The organism is Rhodopseudomonas palustris, assembly GCF_003031265.1.
In the GTDB taxonomy this organism is placed as follows: domain Bacteria; phylum Pseudomonadota; class Alphaproteobacteria; order Rhizobiales; family Xanthobacteraceae; genus Rhodopseudomonas; species Rhodopseudomonas palustris_H.
In genome coordinates this window covers 922,842-934,715 of record NZ_CP019966.1, presented here as the reverse complement: position 1 = coordinate 934,715, position 11,874 = coordinate 922,842, and the positions used below count along the sequence as shown (strand labels likewise).

At 65.2% G+C, this 11,874-nt stretch carries 14 protein-coding genes; 3 read left to right on the top strand and 11 right to left on the bottom strand.

The window, feature by feature from the left end; genetic code table 11:
- Window positions 1-7 precede the first annotated feature (7 nt).
- The 8 genes from RPPS3_RS04330 to coxB all read right to left on the bottom strand — a co-directional run bounded on the left by RPPS3_RS04330 (window position 8) and on the right by coxB (window position 6,607).
- Window positions 8-811: an SURF1 family protein gene (locus tag RPPS3_RS04330; protein ID WP_107343008.1), complete on the bottom strand. Its 804-nt coding sequence runs from the start codon at window positions 809-811 to the stop codon at window positions 8-10.
- On the bottom strand, window positions 808-1,194 hold the full coding sequence (locus RPPS3_RS04325; protein WP_107343007.1) for a DUF983 domain-containing protein: 387 nt from the start codon (window positions 1,192-1,194) through the stop codon (window positions 808-810). Before RPPS3_RS04325 ends, RPPS3_RS04330 begins: the two co-directional genes overlap by 4 nt.
- Window positions 1,195-1,298: 104 nt before the next feature.
- On the bottom strand, window positions 1,299-2,156 hold the full coding sequence (locus RPPS3_RS04320; protein ID WP_107343006.1) for a cytochrome c oxidase subunit 3: 858 nt from the start codon (window positions 2,154-2,156) through the stop codon (window positions 1,299-1,301).
- 70 nt (window positions 2,157-2,226) lie between these two features.
- Window positions 2,227-2,853, bottom strand: a complete 627-nt coding sequence (locus RPPS3_RS04315) for a cytochrome c oxidase assembly protein (RefSeq protein WP_107343005.1) — start codon at window positions 2,851-2,853, stop codon at window positions 2,227-2,229.
- 14 nt (window positions 2,854-2,867) lie between these two features.
- Window positions 2,868-3,035 carry a hypothetical protein gene (locus RPPS3_RS04310; protein WP_012494516.1) on the bottom strand — a complete coding sequence of 56 codons (168 nt, stop codon included), beginning with the start codon at window positions 3,033-3,035 and terminating at the stop codon, window positions 2,868-2,870.
- 11 nt (window positions 3,036-3,046) lie between these two features.
- Entirely contained in the window at window positions 3,047-3,985 is a 939-nt protein-coding gene (locus tag RPPS3_RS04305) for a heme o synthase (RefSeq protein WP_107343004.1), read from the bottom strand.
- A 72-nt stretch (window positions 3,986-4,057) separates the two neighbouring features.
- On the bottom strand, window positions 4,058-5,683 hold the full coding sequence (gene ctaD, locus RPPS3_RS04300) for a cytochrome c oxidase subunit I (RefSeq protein ID WP_107343003.1): 1,626 nt from the start codon (window positions 5,681-5,683) through the stop codon (window positions 4,058-4,060).
- A 66-nt stretch (window positions 5,684-5,749) separates the two neighbouring features.
- Window positions 5,750-6,607, bottom strand: a complete 858-nt coding sequence (gene coxB, locus RPPS3_RS04295) for a cytochrome c oxidase subunit II (RefSeq protein ID WP_107343002.1) — start codon at window positions 6,605-6,607, stop codon at window positions 5,750-5,752.
- A 410-nt stretch (window positions 6,608-7,017) separates the two neighbouring features.
- Between coxB and RPPS3_RS04290 the strand changes: the two genes are divergently transcribed.
- Window positions 7,018-7,566 (top strand): invasion associated locus B family protein, encoded by a 549-nt coding sequence (locus RPPS3_RS04290; RefSeq protein ID WP_107343001.1) that lies wholly within the window; start codon window positions 7,018-7,020, stop codon window positions 7,564-7,566.
- Window positions 7,567-7,798: 232 nt separating this feature from the next.
- Here the strand turns inward: RPPS3_RS04290 and RPPS3_RS04285 are convergent, their stop codons facing one another.
- Both RPPS3_RS04285 and RPPS3_RS04280 read right to left on the bottom strand, forming a co-directional pair.
- Window positions 7,799-8,224 carry an organic hydroperoxide resistance protein gene (locus RPPS3_RS04285; protein WP_107343000.1) on the bottom strand — a complete coding sequence of 142 codons (426 nt, stop codon included), beginning with the start codon at window positions 8,222-8,224 and terminating at the stop codon, window positions 7,799-7,801.
- A 113-nt stretch (window positions 8,225-8,337) separates the two neighbouring features.
- Window positions 8,338-8,808, bottom strand: a complete 471-nt coding sequence (locus RPPS3_RS04280) for a MarR family winged helix-turn-helix transcriptional regulator (RefSeq protein WP_107342999.1) — start codon at window positions 8,806-8,808, stop codon at window positions 8,338-8,340.
- 231 nt (window positions 8,809-9,039) lie between these two features.
- Between RPPS3_RS04280 and tldD the strand changes: the two genes are divergently transcribed.
- Both tldD and lepB read left to right on the top strand, forming a co-directional pair.
- Complete coding sequence (tldD, locus tag RPPS3_RS04275; protein ID WP_107342998.1) at window positions 9,040-10,467, top strand: metalloprotease TldD; 1,428 nt, start codon at window positions 9,040-9,042, stop codon at window positions 10,465-10,467.
- On the top strand, window positions 10,464-11,234 hold the full coding sequence (gene lepB / locus RPPS3_RS04270; protein WP_107342997.1) for a signal peptidase I: 771 nt from the start codon (window positions 10,464-10,466) through the stop codon (window positions 11,232-11,234). Before tldD ends, lepB begins: the two co-directional genes overlap by 4 nt.
- Before the next feature lie 19 nt (window positions 11,235-11,253).
- Here lepB and RPPS3_RS04265 read toward each other — a convergent pair whose 3' ends face one another.
- Complete coding sequence (locus RPPS3_RS04265) at window positions 11,254-11,805, bottom strand: PAN domain-containing protein (protein ID WP_107342996.1); 552 nt, start codon at window positions 11,803-11,805, stop codon at window positions 11,254-11,256.
- Window positions 11,806-11,874 lie beyond the last annotated feature (69 nt).

Below are 11,874 nucleotides of genomic sequence, written 5' to 3'. Positions count from 1 at the left end.
AGGGGGCTCAGGCGATGCGACGTGATGCCTTCGCCGACGGCACCGCCACCTGCCGCCCCTGGCCGCGCAGCCAGAACGCGAACGCCACCAGCACCGCAGCGGCAAGCCCGAACCAGGTGATGGCGTATTGCAGGTGGTTGTCGCGCAGATGCACGCCGAGCGGCCCCGGCTTCGGCACACCGCTGGCCGGCATCGGTGCTTCCAAGTCGATGTAAAACGGCGCGATCTCGGCCGGCTTATCCCAACCGAGCGCAGCGGCCATCGCCGGCACGTCGCGGCTGAACCAAAGCCGCTTGTCGAGATTTGGGCCCGGCGCGAACAGGCCGGGCTGCTCGGGAAATCGCAAATAGCCGGTCAGCGCCGCCGTCTCCCCGCTCAGCAGCGGCTTTACCGCGCGATCCTCGGCGCCGCGCTCCTGCATGGTGTTGGGCACAAAGCCGGCGTTGATCACCACAATGCGGCCGTCCGCCAGCCGCGCCGGCAGGAACGCCCAGGTGCCGGGACCTGCGACGTCGTCACGAACCGCCGAGCCGGACGAATACACCATCACATCCGGCAGTTTCAGATAGGTCGCGGTGAAGCGGACGCGGCGAAATTCATCGTTCGGCGGATCGAGCGCCGGCCAGTCGCGCGCTGAGGGCAGCGCCACCGGCTCGGTGGCCAGCCGTTCACTCAGCGCCGCGATCAGCCGATGCTTCTCGTCGCGCCGCTGCAACTGCCAGATCCCCAGCGACAGCAGCACCGCCACCATCGTCAGCGCGATCAGGCTCATCCCGGCGATGCTGCGCCGGCGCGCGGCTTGCGCCGTCATTGCGGCTCGCGACCGGCGAGGCGGCCCTCCTGCGCCTTGTGGTGGAACTGCAGGGCGATCAACAGCGCCTTGATCGAGCGCAGCGGCACCAGCGTCGTGATCACCACCAGTGGCAACCAGAGCGCTGCGTGCAGCCAGAACGGCGGCTGATACTTCACCTCGACGATCAACGCGCACAGCACCACGATGGCGCCGCCGATCAGGATGGTGAAAACCGCCGCGCCGTCACCGACATCGGTGAAGCCGAAGTCGAGACCGCAGACCTCACAGCGCGGCGCCAGCGTCAGAAAGCCGGCATACAGCCGCCCCTCCCCGCAACGCGGGCACCGGCACGCAAGGCCGCGGAGCGCGCTCTGCAGGACGGAGGGCGAAGACTTTTCCATTTGGCGTCATTGCGAGGAGCGAAGCGACGAAGCAATCCAGGGGCTCCGATACGTAGCTCTGGATTGCTTCGCTTCGCTCGCAATGACGAACGTGGCCGAGGGCATCAATGCGCGCCGTGCGCCATCGCCGAGGCGCCGTGGCCCCAGACGTAGATGCAGACGAACAGGAACAGCCAGACCACATCGACGAAATGCCAGTACCAGGCGGCAAATTCGAAGCCGAGATGTTGCTTCGGCGTGAAGTGACCGGCGTAGGCGCGGATCAGGCACACCAGCAGGAAGATGGTGCCGACCAGCACGTGGAAGCCATGGAAGCCGGTCGCCATGAAGAAGGTGGCGCCGTAGACATTGCCGGCGAACGAGAAGGTGGCGTGGCTGTATTCGTAGGCCTGCACGCAGGAGAACGTCGCGCCGAGCAGGATGGTGCAGATCAGTCCCTGCTTCAGACCCTTACGGTCATTGTGCAGCAACGCATGATGCGCCCAGGTCACCGTGGTGCCTGAGGTGAGAAGGATCAGCGTATTGAGCAGCGGCAGGTGCCACGGATCGAAGGTCTCGATGCCTTTCGGCGGCCACACCCCTCCGAACAACGCCTCGCGGGTGGCGTGGACCGGATCGGCCGGAAACAGCGCCGCGTTGAAGTAGGCCCAGAACCAGGCGACGAAGAACATCACCTCGGAGGCGATGAACAGGATCATACCGTAGCGGTGGCTGAGCTGCACCACGCGGGTGTGATCGTGCTGATACTGCGCCTCGCGGATCACGTCGCTCCACCAGCTCGCCATGGTGTAGAGCACGCCGATCACGCCGACGCCGAACACGATCGGGGCGCCCTGATACAAATGGTGCATCCAGGACACCGCGCCGAACGCCATGATGAACGCTGACACCGACCCGACGAACGGCCAGGGGCTCGGATCGACGAGATGATAGTCGTGGTGCTTGACGTGCGCCGTGGCCATTGTCGCTCTCCGTTTCGATCCCTCCGGGATGGTGATGCGGTCCCGGTCGTTTTTGTTGCTGCGTTTCCTGTCAGAGATTGCCCTTGCGCGGTGCAGGTTCGCTCGAAGCCACCGGCTTCGGCGCCGGATCGCGCACCGGGTAGTAGGTGTAGGACAAGGTGATGGTCTTGACGGTGTCGTTCTCCGAATCGGCGGCGAATGCCGGATCGATGTAGAACACCACCGGCATGTCGCGGCTCTCGCCGGCCGCCAGCGTCTGCTCGGTGAAGCAGAAGCAGTTGATCTTGGTGAAGTAGGAACCGACCGTCAGCGGCGTGACGTTATAGGCCGCCTGCCCGACCGTGTCGGATCGCGACAGATTGGTGATGCGGTAATACACCGTCACCACCTTGCCGATCGGCACCTCGATGTCGCGCTGCTCAGGCTCGAACTTCCACGGCAGCCCGTTGACGTTGGAATCGAAGCTGACCGTGACGGTGCGGTCGAGCGGCGCCGAACTCGGCGCGGCACGCGCCACCTGCGTGGTGCCGTTGAAGCCGGTCGTACGGCAGAACCAGTTATAGAACGGTACCGCCGCGAACGACGCCCCGACCATAAGGGCGACCACCAGACCGCATGCCGCTGCTACCGCCGTATCGCGCCCGAGGCCGCGGCGCGGCGCCGGCTGCTGCGGAGCTTGCGGAAGCGGTGGCGACATCGGCGGCACCTTTCTCACATCGGCCGGTGCAGCACCGCCGGCCCTTTGACCAGCGTCACGGCGAAGAACAGCACCACCAGCACGCCGAGCGCCACTGCGATCGCAATCGAGCGTTCACGTTGGCGCTTCTTCTGCGCATCGGTGAGGACGATACCGGGCGGCGTCTTATGAGCTGGCTCCATCGCGCCCTCCATCAGCCGATCAACCGGAGCACGGCCGCGGCGACGACCTCGACCAGGAGGATCGCAAACAGCGCGAACAGATACAGGATCGAGAACTTGAACAGATTGCGGGTCGCGCGCAGCGCGGCACTGCCGGAGCGATGGCGATACACCCGCACCGCCAGCACCAGCATCCAGCCGCCGAGCGCCAGCGAAGCCACGCCGTAGATTGCATCGAAGTATCCGAGCGGCCACGGCGCCGCCGCCACCGCGACCAGCGCGACGGTGTAGAGCAGGATCTGCAGCCGGGTATGATCGGGGCCGGCGACCACGGGCAGCATCGGCACGCCGGCACGGGCGTAGTCGTCGTTCCGAAACAGTGCCAGCGCCCAGAAGTGCGGCGGCGTCCAGAAGAAGATGATCAAGAACAGCAGGATCGGTTCGACCGCCAGCGATCCGGTCACCGAGGCCCACGCCACCACCGGCGGCAGCGCACCGGCGGCGCCGCCGATCACGATGTTCTGCGCGGTCCAACGCTTCAGCCACATCGTGTAGATCACGACGTAGAAGAAGATCGTGAAGGCGAGCAGCGCGGCGGCGATCCAATTGACCAGGATGCCGAGCGTCACCACCGAGAAGAACGCCAGCGTCATGCCGAAGGTCAGCGCCTCCGACCGCGTCACCCGACCGCGCGGGATCGGGCGGTTGGCGGTACGCGTCATCTTGGCGTCGATGTCGTCCTCGTACCACATGTTCAGCGCGCCGGCGGCGCCGCCGCCGACCGCAATGCAGATGATTGCGGTGATCGCCAGCACCGGATGGAAGCTCCCCGGCGCCATCAGCAGCCCGACCAGGGCCGTGAACACCACCAGCGACATCACCCGCGGCTTCAGCAGAGCGATGTAGTCGGCGACGCCGGCTTCGGAGATCCGGGGCGCAAGCGGGATCGGATTGACGTCGATGACCGACACTGGCTCACCTCTTCTTTCGAGCTGCATCCGCTGCCGCAACGACGGCGGCGGATGCAGGTTCCAACACCGGCCTCAGCGCACCTGCGGCAGCACCTCGAACTGATGGAAGGGCGGCGGCGACGACAGCGTCCACTCAAGAGTGGTGGCGCCGGCGCCCCACGGATTGTCGGCCGCACGCTCCTTACGGATGAAGGCGAGCGCCATTCCGTACAGGAAGACCAGCACGGCGAAGCCGGAGATATAGGAGCCGATCGAGGACACCAGATTCCAGCCGGCGAAAGCGTCCGGATAATCGACGTAGCGCCGCGGCATTCCCGACAGACCGAGGAAGTGCTGCGGGAAGAACACCATGTTGACACCGATGAAGGTGAGCCAGAAGTGCAGCTTGCCGACGGTCTCGTTGTACATGTAGCCGGTCATCTTCGGGAACCAGTAGTACCAGCCCGCGAAGATGGCGAAGACGGCGCCGAGCGACAGCACGTAATGGAAGTGCGCGACGACGTAGTAGGTGTCCTGCAGCACCCGGTCGACGCCGGCATTGGCCAGCACCACGCCGGTGACGCCGCCGACGGTGAACAGGAAGATGAAGCCCACCGCCCACAGCATCGGCGTCTTGAACTCGATCGAGCCGCCCCACATCGTGGCGATCCAGGAGAACACCTTCACGCCGGTCGGCACCGCGATCACCATCGTGGCGGCGACGAAATAGGCCTGCGTCGTGCTCGACATGCCGACGGTGTACATGTGGTGCGCCCACACCACGAAGCCGATCACACCGATCGCCACCATCGCGTAGGCCATGCCGAGATAGCCGAACACCGGCTTCTTGGAGAAGGTCGAGACGATCTGGCTGATCATGCCGAAGCCCGGCAGGATCAGGATGTAGACTTCTGGATGGCCGAAGAACCAGAACAGATGCTGGAACAGCAGCGGATCGCCGCCGCCTTCGGCCGAGAAGAAGGTGGTGCCGAAGTTGCGATCGGTCAGCAGCATGGTGATGGCGCCGGCGAGCACCGGCAGCGACAGCAGCAGCAGAAACGCGGTGATCAGCACCGACCACACGAACAGCGGCATCTTGTGCAGGGTCATGCCCGGCGCACGCATGTTGAAGATGGTGGTGATGAAGTTGATCGCACCGAGGATCGACGATGCGCCGGCCAGATGCAGAGCCAGGATCGCGAAGTCGACGGCTGGCCCGGGGTGCCCGATGGTCGATAGCGGCGCATACATCGTCCAGCCGGCACCGACGCCGTTCGACGACGGCTCGCCCTCGACGAAGGTCGAGATGATCAGCAGCGCGAACGCGGCCGGTAGCAGCCAGAACGAGATGTTGTTCATCCGCGGGAACGCCATGTCCGGCGCGCCGATCATCAGCGGCACGAACCAGTTGCCGAACCCGCCGATCATCGCCGGCATCACCATGAAAAAGATCATGATCAGGCCGTGGGACGTGACGAACACGTTGTAGGTGTGGGTGTTGTGGAAGATCTGAATGCCGGGGAACATCAGCTCGACCCGGATCGCGATCGACATCGCCGCGCCGATGATGCCAGCGATTACGGCGAACACCAGATACATCGTCCCGATATCTTTGTGGTTGGTCGAGTACAGATAGCGTCGCCATCCGGTCGGATGCGCATGCGCGTGATCGTCGTGCGCGTGTTCGGAATGAGCGACCCTTGCAGCTTCCATTGCCATCTTCAGATCCTGACTTGAAAACCTCAGACCTTGCGGTCTCCGTTCGACGTCTTGCGATCCCGCCGCTTAGCGCGTGGCGGAAGCGGCCGAGGCGTAGGAATCGTCACGCATGCGCGAGGCGACCTGCTGCTTTTTCTTCCAGGCTTCGTACTCCTGTTCGTTCACCACACGGACGACGATCGGCATGAAGGCGTGGTCGCGGCCGCAGAGTTCCGAGCATTGGCCGTAGAAACGGCCTTCCTTGGTGGCCTTGAACCAGGCTTCGTTGAGACGGCCGGGGACGGCGTCGATCTTCACGCCGAACGATGGGATCGCCCAGGAGTGGATCACGTCGGCCGCGGTGGTCTGAATCCGCACCACCTTGTCGACCGGCACCACCATCTCGTTGTCGACGCCGAGCAGGCGCGGCGGGACCGGATTCATCTTGGCCCGCTCTTCATCGGTCAGCATGATCGAGGTGAACTCGATCTTGTCGTCGGGATAGGTGTAGGTCCAGTTCCACTGATTGCCGGTCGCCTTCACGGTGAGGTCCGGCTTCGGAATATCGAGTTCGAGAAACAAGAGGCGGAACGACGGCACCGCGACCGCGACCAGAATCAGCACCGGCACAATCGTCCAAGCGACTTCGATCAGCGTGTTGTGAGTCGTCTTCGACGGGACCGGGTTGGCCTTGGCGTTGAACTTCACCACCACGATCACGAGCAGCGCCAGAACGAACAGCGTGATCAGAGTGATCAGCCACAGCATGAAGCCGTGAAACCAGACGATGTTTTGCATCACCGGAGAGGCGGGTTGTTGCAGGGTAACTTCCCACGGGGCCGGCTGCCCCATCTCGGCGAATGCGGTCCCGCCGACCGCCGCCGCACAGCAGGCGATCGCGAGTCCCAGCGACCACCGCCCCAAACGCCCCTTCGACACCTTCATGCCGCCGCGCTCCCTATGACTTGTCACAGCGAGCCCGCCGTATCGGCGTGACCGGCCGTGCAGTTTTATTGCGCTCGGCACAAAAGCGTAGCCTAAGTGCGAACGCTTCTTATTCTACTTTTCAAATCACAATTCTCGGGACGTCGCAATGCAGGAGTGAGGGTTCGCGCGTGCAAACAACCCAGGCCTGCTCATCGGTTAAGAATTTTGTCCGGTGCCGCTGACACAGCGCGGCAGTCTTGTGAGGCCGGCTTGACAGATGTGCCCCTCGCTGTAGGCAAAGCACCCGGATGTCACGGAAGCCTGATTCGCTGGCGCGCGCGCTGCCTTCATGGCGCCGTCATTGCCGGTCAGTCGGAACCCGCCGCCGACCATCCCGTTCAACCGTCACCACCTCGGAAACATCTCTGATGGGCTTCGCCAGACTTTCGCCAATCCTTGCCTCGAGCCGCCGCGCTGCGTCCGGGGCCATGCTGGCGGTCGGGTTGATCGCGCTGGGGGCGCTGGCCGGCAGCAGCACGGCTCAGGCCCAGGGCGCGGTGCGGTCGGTGCATGGTGACTGGCAAATCCGCTGCGACACCCCGCCCGGCGCCAAGGCCGAGCAGTGCGCGCTGATTCAGAGCGTGGTGGCGGAGGATCGCTCCAACGCCGGCCTCACCGTCATCATCCTCAAGACCGCCGATCAGAAGAGCAAGCTGATGCGCGTGGTGGCGCCGCTCGGCGTGCTGCTGCCGTCGGGTCTCGGCCTCAAGCTCGACAACGCCGACATCGGCCGCGCCGGCTTCGTGCGCTGCCTGCCGAACGGCTGCGTCGCCGAAGTGGTGATGGACGACAAGCTGCTCGGCCAGCTGCGCAACGCCAAGACCGCGACCTTCATCATCTTCGAAACGCCGGAAGAAGGCATCGGCTTCCCGCTCAGCCTCAACGGCCTCGGCGAAGGCTACGACAAGCTGCCGTAGGACGCCCTGCGCAAGAACGACGGCGTAACGCAAGCCCTCCTCGTGTTGGGCGAGAAGCCCGTGAACAGAATGATGCTGTCATCCCCCGCGCATGCCGGGGACCCAGTATCGCAGAGCCTCCGTGGCAAGCGCGCGGCGAGCCAACAAGCGCCCTGGAATACTGGATCGCCCGCATCCGCGGGCGATGACGTCAGTGTTGGCAACGGCCGCCTTAACGAGGCGGCCCGGCCGCTCACACCAGCGTCAACGTCACGTCGATATTGCCCCGCGTGGCGTTGGAATACGGGCAGACGATGTGGGCGCGGTCGACCAGCGTCTGGGCCTGCTCGCGATCCATACCCGGCAGGCTGATCTTCAACTCCACTTCGATGCCGAAGCCGGTCGGGATCGGGCCGATGCCGACCGAGCCGGTGACGCTGACATCCTTCGGAATCGGCAGCTTGTCACGGCCGGCGACGAACTTCATCGCCCCCAGGAAGCAGGCCGAGTAGCCGACCGCGAACAGCTGCTCCGGATTGGTGCCGGCGCCACCGGCGCCGCCAAGTTCCTTCGGTGTGGTCAGGGCGACATCGAGATGGCCGTCGCTGCTGACGCCGCGTCCGTCGCGGCCTCCGGTGGCGGTGGCCGTGGCGCGGTAGAGAACTTTCTCGACTGACATGGTGGTGTCCTTTCAGGTGGGAGAGAGGCGCGGATTAATATCGCGCGAGGCTATATCGCGAACGATATATCAAAGAAGCAAATGCGGCTGAACGTGCTGAACGTCATCCCTGATCAGGCGCTACGAAACAGATTGGTACGAAGACCGGTCAGCCGGTCGCGCAGCTCGGCAATCTCGCTGCCGGAATAACCCATGGCTTCGGCGAGGCAGTCGGGCACGTGCTTGACCCGCGCCCGCAGCCCCCGTCCCTCGTCCGTCAGCGACACGATCACTTGGCGCTCGTCCTCGGCCGACCGCCGCCGCCGGATCAGCCCCCTGGCTTCGAGCCGCTTCAGCAGCGGCGTCAGCGTGGTGGTTTCGAGGAACAGCTGATCGCAGATCTCCGAGACGTTGACCTGATCCTTCTCCCACAGCACCAGCATCACGAGATATTGCGGATAGGTCAGATCGAGCTCGCGCAGCAGCGACCGATACACCTTGTTGACCCCGAGCAGCGTCGAATACAGCGCAAAGCAAAGCTGGGTCTCCAGCTTCAGCTTGTCGGCGGGGCGCGGCGCGCGTGACGATGTCGAGGGCGATTTCATAGACCTCGATTTATATCGCGCACGATATATTGTCAAGCGAGGCATCTGGGCGCGAATGCGTCTCCCTGAGACCCAGCTTGGTGCAGACAGCTGGATTGCTCCGCAGCGCTCGCAATGACGGCATGTTGAACCGATGCCTGCAAACGCCGGGCGCCCTCATCCGCCAACCCCTCGCAGAACCAGATCAGACCGCCTATCTTGTGACCCAAACAACTTCGGGAACAGGACCTCATGACCAACCCAGCCCAGACCTCGCTCATCGACCGCGCCAATCTCGATCGCGACGAGGTGAGGCGCGAGATTGCGCGGGGCCTGCAGGGGGCGGACGACGGCGAATTGTTTCTCGAATACAGCCAGACCGAGGCGCTCGCCTTCGACAACGGCCGGCTGAAGCAGGCGACCTACGACACCGCGCAAGGCTTCGGTTTACGCGCCGTTAAGGACGATGCGGTCGGCTACGCGCATTCCTCCGACGTGTCGCTGCCCGCGCTGATCCGCGCCGCGGATGCGGTCGCTGCGGTGCGCGGCGACTACAGCGGCAGCCTGTCGGTGGCGCCGCCGCACACCAATGTGCAGCTGTATGGTGACGACAACCCGCTTGACGCGCCGGGCTTCGAGGCCAAGGTCAAGCTGCTCGGCGAGATCGACGCCTATATCCGCGACAAGGACCCGCGGGTGCGACAGGTGTCGGTCTCGGTCGGCGCCACCTGGCAGGTGGTCGAGATCCTGCGCCCCGACGGCGAGAGCTATCGCGACATCCGCCCGCTCGTGCGCGTCAACGTCTCGGTGGTCGCCGGCCAAGGCGACCGTCAGGAGAGCGGATCCAAGGGCTATGGCGGCCGCGAACCCTATGCGCGGTTCATCGAAACCAAGGCGTGGCGCGACGCCGCCGACGGCGCGCTGCGCGAAGCGCTGGTCAATCTTGAATCGGTGCCGGCCCCCGCCGGCGAAATGGACGTGGTGCTCGGCCCCGGCTGGCCCGGCGTGATGCTGCACGAGGCGGTCGGCCACGGCCTCGAGGGCGATTTCAACCGCAAGAAGACCTCGGCGTTTGCCGGCCTGCTCGGCCAACAGGTCGCCGCCAAGGGCGTCACCGTGGTGGACGACGGCACCATCTCGGCACGGCGCGGCTCGCTGTCGATCGACGACGAAGGCACCCCGACCAGCCGCACCGTGCTGATCGAGGACGGCATCCTCACCGGCTACATGCAGGACCGCCAGAACGCCCGGCTGATGGGCATGAAGCCGACCGGCAACGGCCGCCGGCAGTCCTACGCCCACGTGCCGATGCCGCGGATGACCAACACCTACATGCTGGCCGGCCAGCGCGATCCTGCCGAAATCCTCGCCTCGGTGAAAAACGGCATCTACGCGGTGAACTTTGGCGGCGGCCAGGTCGACATCACGTCAGGCAAATACGTGTTCCAGTGCACCGAGGCCTACCGGATCGAGAACGGCAAGATCGGAGCGCCGCTGAAGGGCGCGATGCTGATCGGCAATGGTCCGACCGATTTGCACCGCATTTCCATGATCGGAAGTGACATGCAGCTCGACGACGGCATCGGCACCTGCGGCAAGAACGGCCAGGGCGTGCCGGTGGGCGTCGGTCAGCCGACGCTGCGCATGGACAGGATTACGGTCGGAGGCACCGGCGGATGACGACGAAGACGGAGACGGCCGCGAGCACCGCGCGGCGCTGGGGCTCGCAGCTGACGCAGCTCGCCGCCGTGGTGGCGATCGTGCTGGTCGGCAAGGGCGCGGTCGCCGAGCCGTTCTACGTGCCGTCCGGTTCGATGGAGCCGACGCTGCTGATCGGCGACGCTTTGCTCGCCTCGAAATATCCGTACGGCTATTCGGCTGCCTCGCTGCCGATCCACGTCTCGGTGCCGGAAAGCGGCCGGGTGTTCGGCTCCACACCACACCGCGGCGACGTGGTGGTGTTTCGCTGGTCCGGCGATCGCTCGCAGGTCTGGGTCAAGCGCGTCGTCGGCCTGCCCGGCGACCGCGTGCAGCTCGACAACGGCCGGGTGTTCATCAACGGCGTTGCCGCCAAGGTCACGCCGGACGGGGTCGGCCGCGCCGAGGACGACAACGGCTCGTATGAGACCGCCGCGCGCTACATCGAGACGCTTCCCGGCGGCGTCGCCCACCCGATCTTCAAGCTGTACGACAACGGCCGGCTCGACAACACGGCGGAAGTCACCGTGCCGCCCGGCCACCTGTTCGTGATGGGCGACAATCGCGACAACTCCGCCGACAGCCGCGTGCCGGTCAGCGAAGGCGGCGTCGGCATGCTGCCGATCGACGACCTGGTCGGCCGGGTCGATGCCATCGTCGGCTCGTGGAATCCCGGCGTCCGCCGCCAGCCGCTCACCGACTGGTTCTCCGGCTTCCGCGTCGCGCGGTTCTTCACCGCGGTGCATTGAGCCGCAAGCGTTTTGCGCCTCAGCGCACCACGCCGGAGATGAACCCGGCCTTGCGGCGCGGCGGCTTGATCTGACTTTTCAGGAAACAGCGGGCGTTGCGGCCGACATAGCCGGGACGCGCATAGGTCCAGGCCCGGCACTTATGCTCGTCGACGCAGGCCGCCTTGCAGGCCTCGTCGCCCTCGCCCGATTTCAGTTCGAAATTGCGATAGTCGCCGCCGAAGCGGTCGATCGAAACCTCGTTGGAATCGTTGCGCGGCTCCAACACGCCGGCACCGCGGACGCCGGACACGCAGCACGAGTTCGGCGTGCGCGGCGGAACCGTGCTCTTCAGCCAGCACATCGCACCGTCTTCGGGCGAGCGCGGATAGCTGAAGGTCCACGACCGGCAGCGCTTGTCGCGCTCGCACATCAGCGCGCATTCGGCCGGGTCGCCGCTGGTCACAGGCGTGCGCAGGTAATCGCCGCCGATGCGATCGATATTGGCTTGGGCACGGGACGCATGCGGCGACAGCGCCGCCGCAGCCACGGCGAGCACGAGCAAACACGCCCTGAGCAGGCCGCTTCGCATTCACACTTGCTTTCGCGTTAGGCCCGGAACTTTGGCCGATGGAACTCAGGCCAATCCGGAGCGCAGCCC